Origin of the sequence: Pseudoflavonifractor hominis (assembly GCF_014288125.1) — a bacterium.
In the GTDB taxonomy this organism is placed as follows: Bacteria; Bacillota; Clostridia; order Oscillospirales; family Oscillospiraceae; genus Pseudoflavonifractor_A; species Pseudoflavonifractor_A gallinarum.
The window spans coordinates 395703-411656 of record NZ_JACOPR010000001.1; the positions used below are offsets into that span (position 1 = coordinate 395703).

The 15954-nt window shown below is 64.5% G+C and carries 14 protein-coding genes; 1 reads left to right on the forward strand and 13 read right to left on the reverse strand.

What is annotated here, in order from left to right; all coding sequences use genetic code 11:
• Positions 1 to 15: 15 nt before the first annotated feature.
• From rsmI to murI, 10 genes are all read right to left on the reverse strand, one after another.
• A complete protein-coding gene (gene rsmI / locus H8S34_RS01900) occupies positions 16 to 867 on the reverse strand; it encodes a 16S rRNA (cytidine(1402)-2'-O)-methyltransferase (protein ID WP_186962884.1) in 852 nt (283 codons plus the stop codon).
• Positions 868 to 890: 23 nt separating this feature from the next.
• The gene (locus H8S34_RS01905) at positions 891 to 1547 is read right to left on the reverse strand and encodes a methyltransferase (protein WP_366485554.1); all 657 of its coding nucleotides are present in this window, start codon (positions 1545 to 1547) and stop codon (positions 891 to 893) included.
• On the reverse strand, positions 1534 to 2154 hold the full coding sequence (locus H8S34_RS01910; RefSeq protein ID WP_186962885.1) for an NUDIX hydrolase: 621 nt from the start codon (positions 2152 to 2154) through the stop codon (positions 1534 to 1536). The genes H8S34_RS01905 and H8S34_RS01910 overlap by 14 nt, the downstream gene beginning before the upstream one ends.
• A complete protein-coding gene (locus tag H8S34_RS01915) occupies positions 2151 to 2792 on the reverse strand; it encodes a CatA-like O-acetyltransferase (RefSeq protein WP_101693669.1) in 642 nt (213 codons plus the stop codon). Before H8S34_RS01915 ends, H8S34_RS01910 begins: the two co-directional genes overlap by 4 nt.
• The gene (locus tag H8S34_RS01920; protein ID WP_101693670.1) at positions 2789 to 3622 is read right to left on the reverse strand and encodes a methionyl-tRNA formyltransferase; all 834 of its coding nucleotides are present in this window, start codon (positions 3620 to 3622) and stop codon (positions 2789 to 2791) included. The genes H8S34_RS01915 and H8S34_RS01920 overlap by 4 nt, the downstream gene beginning before the upstream one ends.
• A gap of 322 nt (positions 3623 to 3944) precedes the next feature.
• Positions 3945 to 5189, reverse strand: coding sequence for a homocysteine S-methyltransferase family protein (locus H8S34_RS01925; RefSeq protein ID WP_101693671.1), 1245 nt, complete (start codon positions 5187 to 5189; stop codon positions 3945 to 3947).
• A gap of 397 nt (positions 5190 to 5586) precedes the next feature.
• Positions 5587 to 6861 (reverse strand): glycosyltransferase family 2 protein, encoded by a 1275-nt coding sequence (locus H8S34_RS01930; protein WP_366485557.1) that lies wholly within the window; start codon positions 6859 to 6861, stop codon positions 5587 to 5589.
• Between the two features lie 279 nt (positions 6862 to 7140).
• A complete protein-coding gene (argS, locus tag H8S34_RS01935; RefSeq protein WP_101693673.1) occupies positions 7141 to 8889 on the reverse strand; it encodes an arginine--tRNA ligase in 1749 nt (582 codons plus the stop codon).
• Positions 8890 to 8951: 62 nt separating this feature from the next.
• Positions 8952 to 9386, reverse strand: coding sequence for a YwiB family protein (locus tag H8S34_RS01940; RefSeq protein ID WP_101693674.1), 435 nt, complete (start codon positions 9384 to 9386; stop codon positions 8952 to 8954).
• Positions 9387 to 9486: 100 nt separating this feature from the next.
• Complete coding sequence (murI, locus tag H8S34_RS01945; protein ID WP_186962887.1) at positions 9487 to 10299, reverse strand: glutamate racemase; 813 nt, start codon at positions 10297 to 10299, stop codon at positions 9487 to 9489.
• Positions 10300 to 10542: 243 nt separating this feature from the next.
• Here murI and H8S34_RS01950 point away from each other — a divergent pair, with 243 nt between their 5' ends.
• The gene (locus tag H8S34_RS01950) at positions 10543 to 10962 is read left to right on the forward strand and encodes a hypothetical protein (RefSeq protein ID WP_101693676.1); all 420 of its coding nucleotides are present in this window, start codon (positions 10543 to 10545) and stop codon (positions 10960 to 10962) included.
• A gap of 270 nt (positions 10963 to 11232) precedes the next feature.
• Here the strand turns inward: H8S34_RS01950 and H8S34_RS01955 are convergent, their stop codons facing one another.
• The 3 genes from H8S34_RS01955 to H8S34_RS01965 form a co-directional block, all read right to left on the reverse strand.
• Positions 11233 to 12933: a C69 family dipeptidase gene (locus tag H8S34_RS01955; RefSeq protein ID WP_101693677.1), complete on the reverse strand. Its 1701-nt coding sequence runs from the start codon at positions 12931 to 12933 to the stop codon at positions 11233 to 11235.
• A 201-nt stretch (positions 12934 to 13134) separates the two neighbouring features.
• Positions 13135 to 14847 carry a copper amine oxidase N-terminal domain-containing protein gene (locus H8S34_RS01960; RefSeq protein ID WP_186962888.1) on the reverse strand — a complete coding sequence of 571 codons (1713 nt, stop codon included), beginning with the start codon at positions 14845 to 14847 and terminating at the stop codon, positions 13135 to 13137.
• 55 nt (positions 14848 to 14902) lie between these two features.
• The gene (locus tag H8S34_RS01965) at positions 14903 to 15874 is read right to left on the reverse strand and encodes a hypothetical protein (protein WP_186962889.1); all 972 of its coding nucleotides are present in this window, start codon (positions 15872 to 15874) and stop codon (positions 14903 to 14905) included.
• Between the last annotated feature and the right edge of the window lie 80 nt (positions 15875 to 15954).

Here is a 15954-nt window from a genome sequence, read left to right on the forward strand (position 1 = left end):
ACTTTCACAGTTTACTCAGTCAGAAAGAGATTTTCCAGTTTTTCCGACCGCCCGGTCGTAGAGCTCATTGCGGGAAAGGCCCAGCTCCTTGGCCGCCTGCCGCACCGCGTCCCGCAGGGAATGCCCCGCATCCCGCAGGTGTTCCACCCGCTCCAGGCCCTGTTCCAGGGTGGGGATGTCCTCTTTCTGTGCACAGGCCCCCTCCAAAACCAGCACGAACTCCCCCTTGGGCGGGTTGTCCCGGTACCACTCCAGGGCCTCCCCCACGGTGGTGCGCCGGACCTCCTCGTGGAGCTTGGTCAGCTCCCGGCACAGGCTCAGCCGCCGCTCCCCGCCGAAGTAGGTCTGGAAGTCCTCCAGGGTGGAGAGGAGCTTGTGGGGGGCCTCATAGAAGATCATGGTGCGCATTTCCCCCCGCAGGGACTCCAAATGAGCCCGCCGGTTCTTCTTGTTCATGGCCAAAAAGCCCTCGAAGGTAAAGCGTCCGGTGGGCAGGCCGGACACCGACAGGGCGGTCACCAGGGCGCAGGGACCGGGGATGGCCACTACCTCCACCCCGTTGGCGGCGCACAGGGCCACCAGCTCCTCGCCCGGGTCACTCACCGCCGGGGTGCCCGCGTCGGTGACCAGGGCGCAGCTCTCCCCGGCCAGCAGCCGCTGGAGCACCGCCTGGCCCCCGGCCTCGGTGTTGTGGCGGTAATAGCTCACCATGGGCTTGCGGATGCCCAGATGGTTGAGGAGCTTGATGGATACCCGGGTATCCTCGGCGGCGATGAAGTCCACCTCTTCCAGCGTGTCCGCCATGCGCCGGGAGATGTCCCCCAGGTTGCCGATGGGGGTGGGGACTAAGTATAAAATTCCAGCCATATGCACTTCTCCATTCCCATGTATCATTCGCCTCCCCGGTGCAGCAGGCGCGCCGGGAGGATCTCCAGCCCTGTTTTCGCCCCCTTGACCCCCTCGGCCAGCACCGCGGAGGGCGGGTGGGCGGCGTCGTGCTGGATGAGGCGCAGGCGCTTGGGCTCCAGCCCCGCCCGGCGCAGCTCGGTGAGCACCTCCACCAGGCGCTCGGGCCGGTGGACCAGGGCGAACCGGCCCCGGGGGCGCAGGAGCGCCGCCGCCGCGCGGCACAGCTCCGGGAGGGTGCAGTGCTCCTCCATCCGCGCCCCTCCCCCGCTCTTCCCGCTTCCCAGGGCAAAGTAGGGGGGATTGGAGATCACCAGGTCCCAGCTCCCCGGGGGGAAGCCGCTCTCCCGCAGGTCCCCGGCGCGGATCTCCCCCGCCAGGCCGTTGCGCGCCAGATTCTCCCGGGCGGCCCGGGCGGCCGCCTCCTCCAACTCCACCCCGGCCAGGGTCAGCCCATCGGCCCGGGCGGAGAGCAGCAGCAGGAGCACCCCGCCCCCGCAGCCCAGATCGCACACCCGCCACCCGGGCTTCACCGTGGCAAACTCCCCCAGCTCCAGGCTGTCCCGGCCCAGGGGAAAACACGCGGGGTCCCGGTCATAGCGGTAGGGCCCCAGCTGCTCCATGCGCTCACGCTCTTCCACGCAGCACCTCCGCGAGATGCTTCATCACCCGGCCGGTGATGCCCCAGATGGCCCGGCCCTCCCAGGTGTAGATGGGCACCTCCACCCGGGCACCCTTCCAGTCATAGCCCTGGGGAAAGCCGATCTGTGCATAGGGGAAGTCCTCCCCCACCTGGGGCACCAGGGGGTAGGAGGGGCACAGGGGCTCCTCCTCCAGAAAATAGGAGAGCGGTACCAGAAAGGTCTCGGCCACCTCGGCCGCCTGGGGCCGCAGGCGGGCCAGCCAGGCGGGGTCGATCCGGCCCAAAATCGGGTGCATCAGAAAGCCGCTCTGGTGGAGGACCTTGTCCAGGGGAGCCAGGACCTCAATCCCCTCCACGGGGATGCCCAGCTCCTCCCAGGTCTCCCGCAGGGCGCAGGTCTCGGGCTCCTCCCCCGGCTCCATCCGCCCGCCCGGGAAGCAGACCTCCCCCGGCTGGCGGCGCAGGGTGGCCGCCCGTACCTCAAAGAGGACCTGGAGTCCCTCCGGAGTCTCCACCAGCGGGACCAGCACCGCATACTCCCCGGTCACGTCCTGAAACCCGGCGCGCCGGGGGGCCATCCGGGATCGGATCTCTTCCAGGGTCATGGCTCCTCCGCCAGGGCGGCGATGCGCCGGTTGAGGGCCTCGTAGAACCGCCCCACGTGGATGCCGTCCACCATCCGGTGGTTCAGGTCCAGGGCCAGGGAGAGGCGCAGCCGCCCGTCGTGCTGCTTCTCATACCGGCCCCAGGCCACCCGGGGGATGCAGTCGCTGGGGTCGAACCGGCGGTCGTGGGTGACCGAGGTCATGGGGAGCCAGGGCTCACTGCTGAATTCGATGCGCTGGTCGCTGTCCCAGGGTCCCTCATGGTCCACAAAGGAGGTCTGGGCGTAGCTTTTCTCCCGGGCGGCCTGGCAGAAGGCGGCCATGTCATCTCCGGCCTCCAGGTCGGTGATGTGGAAGAGCTCCTCCCCCGGACGCATGTCGGTGAAGCTGGGGACCTGGTGGTCGTGGAGGATGATGGTGCCGTTGCGATCCCGGTAGCGGAAGTTCTCCACCTCATCCATGGACTTGGTCACCAGGAAGATGAGGGAGTAGTAAAAGGACAGGCCGTGCCGCTTGGTGTAGGCCTTCAGCTCGGTGACGTCCACCGGGAAGCTCATGGCGTAGAAGGGCCACTCCTCGCCCTGATAGTGCTCATAAATCTCCCGCCGGGGCCAGTGTTCCAGATCAATGATCTTCATGCTTGGTTTCCTCCTTCGTGGGTCTGACTCTCATAGAGGCGCAGCCAGCCGCCCTTCAGGGCGTACTGGGGGATGCCCTGTTCCAGGCGCAGGGTGCCGGGGGGCGCTTCCGCCCCGCCGTGGATGACCTCTCCCCGCACCACGGTCAGGGTCTCCTCCCCCAGGCGCAGGAAGCTCCCGTACCCGGCGAAGGCCCGGACGATGCGGTCCACCCGCTCCAGGCTGTCCCAGGGGGTGAAGGTCATCTCCTCCTCCGTGGGCTCCTTCCAGTACTCTCCCTCTCCCTGGGGCACAGCCTTCTCCCACAGCTGGTCAAAGGACTGTACCACCTGGGCGGCCAGCCGGGGAGCCAGGGCGCGGATGGTCTCGGTCATGGTCTCCAGGGTGTCCTGCCCGGTGACGGGAAAGGGTTCCTGGAGCAGGATGTCCCCGGTGTCCAGCCCGGCGGCCACCTTGTGGATGGTCACGCCGCTCTCGCTCAGCCCCCGCAGGATGGTGCAGGGCATGGGCCAGGGGCCCCGCCCCAGGGGGAGCAGGGCCGGGTGGACATTGGCGCAGCGCAGGGGGGTGTCCACCGGGATGCGGTAGATATACCCGGCGGAGAAGAGGGCCTCACAGCCTGCCTCCCAGAGGGCGTTCAGGTCGGCGGAGGTCACCCGGGCGTCGGTCCAGGGGATGCCCCGGGCCTCGGCAAAGCCGGTGACCTGGCGGTTGAATTCGTAGACGTTGTCGGTGGGGTAGGTGAACACCCGCATGACCTCACACCCGGCCGCCTCCAGGGCTTCCAGGCAGGGATAGAGCAGGTCAAACCCCGCATAGGCAATTTTCATGGGTTCCTCCCGTTTCGGATACAAGAAACCGCGTCCATTCGGACGCGGCCAGCGTGTCGAACACGTTCGACACGCTTCTCAAAAATGCAGGCATTTTTTCGAGGGGATGCAGGCCGCTGCGCGCACTCGCTAACGCTCGCACACTTGCAGCCTGAGAGGTGTGTTTTCCGACGTACACGCCGCCGGAAAACACTCTTTGACTTGATTCTGCCGTCTGCGGACGGCAGAACTCTGCGAGGCTCTTACCGCATAAGCCGCAGGAATACACGTTATCAACAGACTGACCGCGCCCAAATGGACGCGGTCTCTCTGTGAATGGTCTTTACAGGATCACCAGACCGTATTTTTTCCGCATCTGCTCCAAAAATGCATCCTCCAGCTCCTCGGTGCCGTCCCAGAAGGCCCGGCCCTGGAAGGCACGCAGGGCCCCCTCCAGCAGCTCCGGCACGTCGGTGGTGATGCACAGGGCGTCCTTGACCACATACTGGTTCTCGGCAAAGAGGGCCACGTCGTCCTCCTCCAGAATCTCGATCTTCAGCGCGCCCTGGGGGCAGTTCTCCTCGGCCTCCACGATGTCCTCCATCAGGTCGCTGGTGCACTCGATGGTCTCCCCCACGTCCACGTCGGGGGTGATGAAGCGGGCCTCGGTCTCGCTGGCGCAGGGGATCACGTCGGGGTCGTGCTCCACCGCGGGCAGGGCGGCAAAGTCCACCGCCGCCACGGCCGCCTTCAGCGCGGCGATGTGCTCCGGCGTGGTGCCGCAGCAGCCGCCGAAGATGCGCACCCCCGCCTCGGCCATGGCCTTGGCGTAGGAGGCAAACTCCTCCGGCGGGCAGTCGTAGACCGTGCGGCCATCCTCCATATGGGGCAGGCCCGCGTTGGGCTTGGCGATCAGGGGCACCTGGGCGTAGGGGGTGAGGCGGCGCAGCTGCTCCAGCATCCCGTCCGGGCCGGAGGAGCAGTTCAGGCCGAAGGCGCTCACGCCCATGCCCTGCATCACGATGAGGGCGGCCAGCACGTCGGTGCCCGACAGGGTGCGCCCGTTCTCGTCACAGGTGAAGGTGACGAACACCGGCTTATCCGACACGCTCCGGATGGCCAGGACGGCCGCCCGGGCCTCGGGCATGGTCATGGTGGTCTCCACCACGAAGAGGTCCACCCCGGCCAGCTCCAGGGCCAGGGCCTGCTCGGTGTAGACGGCCACCAGCATCTCAAAGGTGTAGTCCCCAAAGGGCTCGATGAATTTTCCGGTGGGGGCCATGTCGCCGCCCACCAGGGCCTTTCCGCCGGCGGCCTGCCGGGAGAGGGCCACCAGGCGGCGGTTGTACTCGTCCACCTTGCCGCTCAGTCCGTGCTCCTCCAGCTTGACGGCGTTTGCCCCAAAGGTGGGCGCCAGGATCACGTTGGACCCCGCCGCCACATACTCCCGCTGGAGCTCCACCAGTACCTCGGGGTGCTCCAGTACCCACTGCTCCGTACAGGCGCCGGCGGGCATCCCGCGCTTCAACAGCTCGCTGCCCGTTGCGCCGTCCAACAAAAGGGGCAGGGATAAGGGAATGTTGTCCATGAAATAAATTCCTCCTCACAGATAGGCGTCTTCCCGCGCCGGGGCGGGAAGGCGATAGGCTGCTTTGATTCGCAGATAAGTATATACAAATCCCCGCTCAAAATCAAGCGCAACCTCTTGGGGGAAGGGTGTCGAAGTGTTTCGACACTCTTCTCAAAAATGCAAGCATTCTTTCGAGGGGGATGCAGGCCGCTGCGTCGCACGCCCCTTTGGGGCGCACGCTTGCGGCCTGAGCAGAGTGTTTTCCGACGTACATGCCGCCGGAAAACACGATTTGACCCTCTTCCGCCGTCTGCGGACGGCGGAACTCTGCGAGGCTCTTGCAGCAAACACCGCAGAAATACACTTTATGGACAGACTAAGGCCGGAGTCCACAGAGGACTCCGGCCGATGAGCGTTATTCCTGGGCGCGCAGGCTGCCCTTGGCGCCGTGATAGATGGGTTTCCACTCCACCCGGCGGACCAGCGCGGCCACCGAGATGGGCACATAAGTAAACATGAAGATGGGGAAGGTGAACAGATAGAGCACCTTCTGGGCGGGTGCCACCTGGATCTTCTTCCACTCCGTGGCCGTGGTCACCACGCCGAAGAGGAACAGGCCCAGGTAGAAGTTGACCACCGCCATACCCAGGAAGCCCATCGTCTCGTCGATGACCAGCTTGGCCATATAGGTGGTCTCATTCAGGCAGGCCACCAGAACGATGGCGTTGAAGACGATGCCCAGCAGGGTCAGCAGCATGCCGGGGGCCACCGTCATGAGCATGTCATAGCAGGAGAAGCCCCGGCGTCCGCCCTTGAAGCAGTTCTTCAGCAGGCCCAGGCCGTACTTGAAGTCCACCTGGTAAAATCCCTTGGACCAGCGCAGGCGCTGATCCCAGGACTGCTTGAAGGTGACGGGCTGCTCGTCATAGATGACGGCGTCCTCACAGTAGCCGATGCGCTTGCCCTGGATGGCGCAGTTGACCGAGAACTCGATGTCCTCCGTCAGCAGGTGGAAGGGCCAGCCGCCGTTCTCCTCCACCAGCCGGGCGGAGACCAGGAAGCCGGTGCCCGACACGTGGCAGTTGGTGCCCAGCGCCATACGGGGACCGCTGAGGAAGCGGGCCTCCCGCAGGAACCACAGGCCGTAGCCCGCGGAGATCCAGTTGTCTCCGAAATTCTTGGAGTTGCGGTAGCTGGTCAGGGCGTCGTACTTGCCCGAGTCAAAGGTCCGGTTCATGGCGGGGACGAAATTGGGGTCCACGTGGTTGTCGGCGTCAAAGACGAAGAAGCCCTCGTACCCGGTGCGCCCCTCCGCCTTCAGGCGGTGGAACAGGTAGTCCATGGCGTAGCCCTTGCCCACCTGGACCTTGTTGAAGCGCTCGTAGACGACGGCGCCCGCCTTCCGGGAGACGGCGGCGGTGTCGTCGGTGCAGTTGTCGGCTACCACGTACACGTCCAGCAGCTCGGCCGGGTAGTTCTGTCTCTTGAGATCTTGAATCAGATCTGCTATGACATTGGACTCGTTGCGGGCACAGATGACCGCGGCGTACCGGTGCTGCCGCACCTCCTGCTCCAGCGCGCACCGCTTGCGGCGGGTCAGGCCGATCACCAGGTACACCAGCTGATAGAAATAGGCCAGCGTCAGAATCACCGCCAGCAGCAAATTGAAATCTCTGACAAATGAAAGCATATCCATTCCTCATATCCGTGGGATCGGAGATCCCGTTTCCTACAATCACTTCTTCGGGGTGTTATAATAGCACCTTCTGAAAATATTACAAGTGTTTTACACACTAATTAATAAATTGTTAAGAAACTTTTTTTATTTCATTCATATAAAAGGCCCGAATTGCATTTTAATTTCTTCGGTTTTCGTTACTTTCTACCCAGTTTTCCCGCCGAAAAAATGCACCCTCTTTTGTAAAAAAGAGGGTGCATTTCACACTTTTGTAACATTTCCCCGGGGGGATTACATCTTCTCGGGGGCGCTGACGCCGATCAGGTTCAGGCAGTTGGCGATGACCAGGCGCACCGTGTCGGCCAGCTTGAGCCGGGCGGAGAGCACCTCGGGGGCCTCGCCGCGGATGTAGCAGGCGTTGTAGAACCGGTGGAAGTCGCCGGCCAGGGAGAGCAGATAGCGGTTGATACGGCTGGGATCGTAGTCCCGCACCGCCAGGTGGATCTCCTCGGGCAGCTGGGCCAGGTTCTTGATGAGGGCCTTCTCCTCGGCAGTGGCGAAGACGGCGGCGTCCACCGCGGCGGCGGCTGGCACGCAGGAGCCCTCCTCGGCTAGGCGCCCCACCAGGGAGCAGATGCGGGCGTGGGCGTACTGGACATAGTACACCGGGTTCTCGCTGTCCTCCCGGACGGCCAGGTCCAGGTCGAAGTCCACCGGGCTGGTGGAGGAGCGGGAGTTGAAGAAGTAGCGGGCGGCATCCACGCTCACCTCGTCCAGCAGGTCGTGCAGGGCGATGGCCTTGCCCGAGCGCTTGGACATCCGGACGGGCTTGCCGTCCTGAAGGAGGTTGACCAGCTGCATGAGCACCACCACCAGGCGGTGGGAGCCGTCCAGGCCCAGGCCGTCCAGGGCGGCCTGGAGGCGGGCCACATGGCCGTGGTGGTCAGCGCCCCAGATGTTCACCGCCACGTCGAACTTGCGCTCCTCCAGCTTGTTGCGGTGGTAGGCGATGTCGGCGGCGAAGTAGGTGTAGAAGCCGTTGGCCCGGCGGAGCACGTCGTCCTTCAGGTCCAGCTTGTCCACCTGCTCCTGGGTCTTGCCCTCGGCCAGGAACTTCTTCTTGAGCAGTTCCGTGGTGTTGAGCCAGAGGGCCCCGTCCTTCTCATAGGTCCAGCCGTTGTCGGCCAGCATCTGCACGGTCTGGGCCACATAGCCGCTGTTGTGGAGGGTGGACTCAAAGAACCACTCGTCGTACTCAATCTGATAGCGGGACAGGTCGCTCTTCATCTTAGGGATGTTGACCGACAGGCCGTACTGGCTCATGGGCTCCAGCCACTGGGCCTCGTCGGCGTCCTTGAAGGCGTCCCCGTGCTGCTCATAGAAGCCCTGGGCCAGCTCCTTGATGTCGTCCCCGTGATAGCCGTTCTCGGGGAAGGGGAAGCCCTCCTCCCCCAGGAGGATCTGCATGTAGCGGGCGTGGATGGACTCGGCGAACTTGTGGATCTGGTTGCCCGCGTCGTTCACATAGAACTCCTTCCAGGTGTCAAAGCCCGCGCGCTGGAGGACGTTGGCCAGGGAGTCACCCAGCACGCCGCCCCGGGCGTTGCCCATGTGCATGGGACCGGTGGGGTTGGCGGAGACGAACTCCACCATGACCTTCTTGCCCCGGCCCTCGTCGCTCTTGCCGTACTCCATGCCCTCGGCCTCGATGTCGGAGAGCACGTCGCCGTACCACTTGGAGCCCATGAAGAAGTTCAGGAAGCCGGGGCCGGCGATCTCGGCCCGCTCAAAATAGCTCCCCTCCAGGTCCAGATGGTCCACGATGGCCTGGGCGATGGCCCGGGGGGCCATGTGCATGGCCTTGGCCCCCGCCATGGCGAAGGAGGAGGCATAGTCGCCGTTCTTCACATCCTTGGGGATCTCCACGGTGGCCTTTACTTCCACCCCGGCGGGCAGGATACCCTGGGCGGCGGCCTTCTCATAGGCCGCCTGGGTCAGTGCGGACACCTGTTCCCGGGCCGCTTGAATCATATTGGACATAGCTTATTCCCTCTCATCTGTATCAATTTCAATGGATCGACGGTGATCCCCACCGCCCGGCCTCACCGCCGGGCCTGGCGGATCTGGATATCAAAGGTATTGCGCCCGGCCAGGGCGTGGTCCAGCTCGATGTCATAGACGATGCGGATCTGGCCCCCCTGCTCGTCCAGGGCGGCGGAGAGCTCCCGGGTGTTGACCCCCATGGCCAGCGCGCCGTACGGGGTGTCATACATGGACAGATGCCGCCGTCCCAGCTCAAATACCATCTCGGAGTTCACGCCCCCCAGGCGCATCAGGGTGATGCGCTCGGGCTCGATCTGGAAGGTGGTCAGGGTCCCCTCCAGCCCGGTGACCTCGCTCTCCTGGTAGCTGAGGGTAAAATGTCCCTCGTCCTCCCGCTCCAGCCGGCCCTCGGTCACCAGCTCGATGACGTCGTCCTCCTGCTGCTCGTAGGACTGGGTTCCCTTGATGGAAATGATCACGTTGTTCTCGCTCATGGTCGGCCCTTCTCTTCTCAAAATGATCCGGGGCGGCTGCCCACGGCATGTCGCACTATTATACTATGGATAAAACCGACCTGTAAAGCCCCGAACCGGGTCAAAACTGCCCAATATCCACCTGTGCTACCTCTCCGGTCACATCCTGACGGAGAAAAATGGAGGCCAGCCGGGCGAAGTCCTCCACGCTGTCGCTGACAAAATAGCGGCTGCTCCCCTGCTCCCGCTGGGCCAGGGCGTCCTGGGCCTCCAGCTTGCGGGCCACCTCCCGGGCCCCCTCGGCCCCGGCGTTGATGAGCGTCACGTCCGGCCCCATATAGGCGGAGATGACCTCCTCCAGCAGGGGGTAGTGGGTGCAGCCCAGCACCAGGGTATCCACCCCGGCCTCCTTCATGGGGGACAGGTACTCCTCCACCACGGTCTCGATGACGATATCCCCCCGGTGGAAGCGCCCGTTTTCCACCAGCGGCACAAAGAGGGGGCATGCCTTGGACAGGATGCGCGCCCCCGGGTGGAGGGCGGAGATGTACCGCTCATAGGCCCCGCTGCGGATGGTGGCCTGGGTGCCGATGAGTCCGATGGCATCGCTCCGGGTGGCCCGGGCGGCGGCCCGGGCGGCGGGCTCCACCACGCCCATGACGGGGATGGGATTCTCGGCGGCCAGCAGGTCCAGCGCGGTGGTGGACACGGTGCCGCAGGCGATGACGATGGCCTTGAGGTCAAAGGTGCGCAGGAAGGCCACATCCTGCCGCGCATATTTGCGAATGGTCTCCTTGGAGCGGCTGCCGTAGGGCACCCGCCCGGTGTCTCCGAAATAGACGATATCCTCCCCGGGCAGCAGGCGCATCAGCTCCCGCACCGTGGTCAGGCCGCCCAGGCCCGAATCGAATACCCCAATGGGCTTCTGGTCCAAAACAGATCCCTCCCGGCCGCACACGGCCAACGGTATTTCGCCGGCCCGCCAGATGCGGCGGACCGGCGAGGTCATACTTTTTCTCTAATATCATATGCGAAAGGACCGGCCCTGACAAGTCTTTTTTTCATTTGTGTGAATTCCTGTCCCACCCGTTTGACAACCATCGCAAAAGCACTATAATATAATGACAAGAGCGGGTGCTCTCCCGCTCCACCACCGCACAGCGAGGAGGTTACTGACATGAAGCTGGAACTGACGACCAAGCAATTCCGCCGTCTGTTGGATATGGCCTATATCGGCAACTGGATCCTCAACTCTACCCGGGGCGACGACCGCTTCAAAGACTATGACGACGTGGAGAGCCTGCTCTTTGCCAAAGCCCGGGAAGAGGGAATGGGCATCCTGGCCGAGGACTGGAAGGGCGAAGTGGTCCCCTCCCGCGCCTTTGCCGAGGGCGGCATTCACGAGGCCATCATGGAATATGAAAACAACGTCTTTTTCGACATCCTGGCCGAGGATCTGGCCCGCCGGGATATGGACGACGTACCCATTGACGAGTCTAACTATGAGGAGCTCAACCGCCGGATCGACGCCTATATCGCCGAATTCGACCAGCACGGCACCGACAACATCCTGGTGGACAGCGACACGCTGCCCTAACCCCCATGGGTCTTTTTGCCCGACATGTCAAGAGCGGACGGAATCTTTCGATTCCGTCCGCTCTTTCTATCCATAAAAGTGTATTTCTGCTGCGAATGCCTCGCAGAGTTCCGCCGTCCGCAGACGGCGGAAGAGGGTCAAATCGTTTTTTCCGGCGGCGTGTACGTCGGAAAAAACACTGCTCAGGCCGCAAGTGTGTGGCCCTTCGGGCCATGCGCGCGGCGGCCTGCATCTCCTCTCAAAAATGCCTGCATTTTTGAGAAGTTTCCATTACAGTCCCTGCACGAAGCTCATGGGCACATAGGTCACGCCGTTCTGGGTGTAGGGGGCGGCGGAGAGCTCCACCTCCTGGCCATTCTTGACGGCCGTAGCGCTGCCCGCCTTGAGGGAGATCTTGTCGCTGCCCTTGGTCAGGGTGATGGCGCCGTCGGCGGCATTCCAGCCCACGGTATAGCCCTTGAACTGGGCGGCCTCCCGCAGGGCGGTGGTGGCCTCAAAGGTGACCGGGGTCTTGCCGCTGCTCAGGCCGTTGTTGTGGGTCACCACGGTGAGGAGCTCGGCATACAGGTGCTCGGCGTTGGCCATCTGCTCCTCCACCATCTCCTCGGCCAGCGCGGTCACATAGGCGTCGCCCTTGGCCTCGTCCTGGGCGTAGAGGGTCTTGGCCTGCTCGCCCGCCTGCTCCATCTCGGCCTGCATCATGGCCTCCTGGAGCGTCCAGTAGTCCTCCACGCCCTGGGTGTAGAGGGTCCGGTCGGTATCCGCCAGGCCGCAGATCTGCTTGAAGGTCCAGTAGACGGAGTTGTCAGTGTAGATGGCGCTGTCGGTCTTCCAGGCGTCGGCGGTATCGGTGATGCCGCTCAGCTCAGGCAGGAACACGGAGTGCTCCGCGCCGCCGGGGGCCACCCAGGTCACCGCCGCGCTCTGGGTGGGATAGTCGTCGTGGATCTGCACAATGTGGGTCTCGGGAGTGGTGGAGACGGCGATGGCCCGCATGCCCTCGTTGCCGGGCAGGTCGGCGTCATACTCGGTGCCCTCGTACCGGTTCCGGTAGATGCCCATGACGTCGTCCAGCGTCACCTTCTCGTCGGGGGTGTAGAAGAGATCATAGAAGGTATCGCTGTCGTACGCTCCCACGCTGGAGGGGGCCAGGACCTTGTGGCCGATCCAGGTCCGCATGTTGTTGCCGTCGCTCCGGGTCTCGTCGGTGATGGACTTGGCCAGATGATACTTGCCGTCCTCCTTCACCGCCAGGCCCAGCTCGTCGATGGTGGAGAAGAGCTCATCCGAGAAGATGTAGCCCTCGGTGGCCGCCGGATCCACCAGACCGATCATGAACTGGTTGCCGTAGACCGCCACCGCATCGGCGGGCATCTTCATGGCGGCATACTGGTGGCCGCCGTAGATCTCCACGATCCAGGCCTCGTTCTGGTCGGCGATCATGACGATGTTGCCCTCAGCGGAGCCGTACTCGTCCACGATCTTCAGCAGGTTCTCCACGCCCTCCTTGGCGGTGGCGGAACAGCAGGCCACCGCCGCGGGGAGGACGGCCTCCCGCAGGCCATTCTCCACATAGGGATCGGCCTCTTTCCACGCCGCGCAGGGGGAGGCGGAAACCGTACCGGTGACCGACACGCCCATCTCATTGCTGCACACCGCGGGATACACGCCGTCCCCGGCGGTGGAATAGTCGCTCATCATGGTGTACTGATAGGTGGTGGCGGGCAGAGGCATCTGGAAGCCGTTGATATCCTCCAGCACCCGGCCGGGCTGGTTCTCCACATGGGGGACCACCTTGTGGACCTTCTGATAATCCGAGGGGCTGATGTCCTCGCTGCGGGCAATGATGGTGGTGCCGTCGGCGCTGGCCTCTTTGCCGACATACAGGCCCGTGCAGGCCAGGGCGCTCACATTGCTCAGAGCTACGGTAGCCGCCAGGGCGGCGCTGAATACTTTTGCAGTCTTTTTCATGATCAGTTCCCTCTCTCAAATTCGCTTTGATGAATAAATTCTGAATGAGCTTGGATTTATTTTTGAATTTATTCACTTTATTCTTGATTTCGTGAATATTATTTCATATCCATCCCGATTTGTCAAGCCCAAATGTAAATATTTTTGCATAAAAAACCGCCACCCATTTGGGTGGCGGTTGTCTGCTTTTTGAAACCGGGCTCAGATCAGGTCCAGCTCCTCCAGCCAGGTCCACAGGGGGATGACCTCATCCTTCTCTCCGGGGGCGGTGGGGATGGCGGCCTGGGTGGGAACGGAATCCACCTTCCAGGCGCCATCCACCCGGCCCAGATAGCGCCCCGCCAGGGCCAGCGTGCCCTCGGCGTTCTGTCCGTCCCGCCGGGCGGTCAAGGTGAACTCCACCGGATTGGTCCCCTCCGCCTGGATGCGCAGGTCCAGCGCGGCGGAGGTCAGCTTCTCCCCGCTGCACTCGGCCCGCAGGGAGAAGGACACATCGGGCGCGCTCCCCAGCGCGGAGAGGGCATCCAGCAGGGAGCCCTCCTCCAGCAGGCCCAGCTCTCCGGCCCGCTTTCCGATCGTAAGGGTGGTCTGCTCCAGGGTGTAGACGGTGCGCTCCCCGCTGCGGGTGACCCGGAAGTTCTCATCTCCCAGGAGGGCCTGGAGCCACAGGCTGCTCTCCTGCAAGGCGGCCGCACCATAGCCGTAGCTGTACAGTCCATCGCTCTGGTAGAACGTGGTCAGCAGCGTTCCGATCGTGAGGGGCTCCCCCGCAACATCGGGCAGGGGGTCCCCCTCCAGGGCCACCCAGGTATCCTGATAGGCCTCGGGCAGGCTGCTGCGGAAGTAGAGGTTCCCCTCATCGGCGTCCATGCGCACCTCTAGCCGGGCGCCGCTGAGCTGCTGGAGCAGATCGGCCGCCTGGTCCGGCAGCTGGGAAAAGAGGGTCTCCTCCATGCCGCCGGCGTCCAGATCCAGGGTGATGGAGGCGTCCACGGCCCGTCCGTCTCCCCGGTAGAGCCCCTCTCCCGTCAGGGCGAGGGAGGCGGTGTCGTGCTTCTTCTCCCCGTAAAGGGTCCCCGAGAGCTGGAAGGAGGTTTCGCTCTCATACACCGTGTCCGCCTCATAGGCGGAAGCGGCCGCCAGCAGGGCGTTGAGATGGGTGAAATGGCTGTCCACCTCTTCCCGCAGGCTCTCCCAGTCGGTCAGATAGACCAGGCTCAGGTAGTCGTCCCACTCCACCTCCAGGCCCAGGGTCCGGGCGGCGGCGCGCACGGGAAGGTAGACCCGCCCGTCCTCTGCATAGGGCTCCCCTATCGCTTCCTCCAGCAGCTTCTCCCCCTGGTTCCAGCGCAGGACGGTATCCCCGGCGGCCAGGGTGACGGTGGTCCCGTCCTCCCACGCGGCGGTGAGGGTTCCCTTTTCATAGGATACTTTTGCCCCCGCCGCCTCATAGAATCCCCGGAAGGGGACCAGCGTGCGGCCGCTCACCGCCCGGGGCGCGCAGGAGCCAAAGTCCATCCAGGTCCCGTTCCAGTTGACGTTGATCCCGTCCGGGTAGGGCAGCCCCAGCTCTTCCCGCAGCTCGTCCAAATAGGAATCCTCGTCCCCCCACAGGGGCTCCCCGTAATAGTCGGTGTACCAGCCGTTCAGGTCGGTGTCATACTGGTCCACCAGCGCCCAGGCGTGGCTCTCGTAGGCGCCCCAGTAGCTCCACCACGCATCCTCGCTCCAGCCGGCGGCCTCCCGGCGCTGCTCCTCCGTCCAGGTGTTCCAGGGGCCGTACGCATCAAAAAGTGCCTGGCCATCCGCGCCCCCCTGGGCCTCGACCACCACCACGCCAGTCCCGCCCAGGGCATCCGTTACATCGGGCACGGCCACGGCGGCCGCCTGGGCGGGGACCATCCCCAGCAGCACAGCGGCGCTCAGACAAAGACTCAGCCTTCGTTTCAGGGTACTTCCCTTCCTTTCTCTATTCCGTCTGTGTTCCGGGGAGGGGCTCCTCCAAAAAGAGCCGCCGTGCTCCCTCCGCGCTGCGCAGCCGCCCGGCTGCCTTCCGCTGTTGGTTCCCCAAGGCCGAGATGAGGCCCCCCAGATTGGAGAGGGCCTGCGCGGTCCCCGCCTGGGCCTCCTTGATGCGGCTCTGCACATACCAGTCGGCGAACAGGCCGTCCATCCAGTAGTCGGCAAAGACCGCAAAGGAGCTCAGCTCCACCTGGGGCACATGGACCGCCTTCTGGAGGGCGGTCATCTGGCTGCGCAGCCGCTCCAGGGCATATCGGGCCGACCGGGCGGCGCGCTGGGCGTCATCCAGGTGGTCGTGCTTGGCCATGGTGCTCAGCAGTCCGCCCCCCAGCAGGTCCACCGTGCCCCAATTGCGGGCGTGGTCCAGGCTGCCGCTCATCCGGCGGATGGATTCCCGGGCCGACTGGGCGGCCGAGAGGGCCCGGCTCAGCTCCCGCTCCAGGTTGTACAGGGCGTTGCGCTCCCGCTCCAGGGTGCGCAGCCGCTCCCCCAATTCCCCCGGGTCCTCCCGCAGAAGGTCGGCCTTTTCCCTCAAAAGCTCTTCATAGCGCCGCTCCAGCCGCGTCCGCTCTTCCGCGGGACCGGCCAGGCGCTCCATCTCTTCCCGGGCCTCCTCCTGGACGCGCCGCTTCTCCTCGTAGCTCGCCCGCTCCCGCTCCAGGAGGGTGCGGCACTCCGCCCGGGCCTCCCGCCCCTGCCGGGTCAGGCGGGCGTGCAGGCCGGAGGGCCCCCAGCCCTCCAGCTCCTCCAGCTGACCGGAGAGCAGCAGGACATAGTCCCAGGCCCGTCTGCTCTCCTGCTCCAGGGCCTCATGGCGGCTTCGGGCCTCCTTCCAGGCGTCCTCCGCCCCCTGGGCCGCGGCGATCCCGGCCCGGGTGTCCGCCAGCTGCTGTTCCAGCTCCTGCCAGGTCTTCCCCATGGTCCTCCCTCCTTCCGTCCGGCGGGCCGCGCCCTCCTCTGTTCTCTTTCAGTATACGCCAGTCGACAACATCTGTCCAT

Excerpts from the sequence above, each read along its gene's own strand:
- rsmI (WP_186962884.1), bottom strand. The coding sequence starts at position 867 with ATGGCTGGAATTTTATACTTAGTCCCCACCCCCATCGGCAACCTGGGG.
- H8S34_RS01910 (WP_186962885.1), bottom strand. The coding sequence starts at position 2,154 with ATGACCCTGGAAGAGATCCGATCCCGGATGGCCCCCCGGCGCGCCGGG.
- H8S34_RS01915 (WP_101693669.1), bottom strand. The coding sequence starts at position 2,792 with ATGAAGATCATTGATCTGGAACACTGGCCCCGGCGGGAGATTTATGAG.
- H8S34_RS01920 (WP_101693670.1), bottom strand. The coding sequence starts at position 3,622 with ATGAAAATTGCCTATGCGGGGTTTGACCTGCTCTATCCCTGCCTGGAA.
- H8S34_RS01925 (WP_101693671.1), bottom strand. The coding sequence starts at position 5,189 with ATGGACAACATTCCCTTATCCCTGCCCCTTTTGTTGGACGGCGCAACG.
- H8S34_RS01930 (WP_366485557.1), bottom strand. The coding sequence starts at position 6,861 with ATGCTTTCATTTGTCAGAGATTTCAATTTGCTGCTGGCGGTGATTCTG.
- argS (WP_101693673.1), bottom strand. The coding sequence starts at position 8,889 with ATGTCCAATATGATTCAAGCGGCCCGGGAACAGGTGTCCGCACTGACC.
- H8S34_RS01940 (WP_101693674.1), bottom strand. The coding sequence starts at position 9,386 with ATGAGCGAGAACAACGTGATCATTTCCATCAAGGGAACCCAGTCCTAC.
- H8S34_RS01950 (WP_101693676.1), top strand. The coding sequence starts at position 10,543 with ATGAAGCTGGAACTGACGACCAAGCAATTCCGCCGTCTGTTGGATATG.
- H8S34_RS01955 (WP_101693677.1), bottom strand. The coding sequence starts at position 12,933 with ATGAAAAAGACTGCAAAAGTATTCAGCGCCGCCCTGGCGGCTACCGTA.
- H8S34_RS01965 (WP_186962889.1), bottom strand. The coding sequence starts at position 15,874 with ATGGGGAAGACCTGGCAGGAGCTGGAACAGCAGCTGGCGGACACCCGG.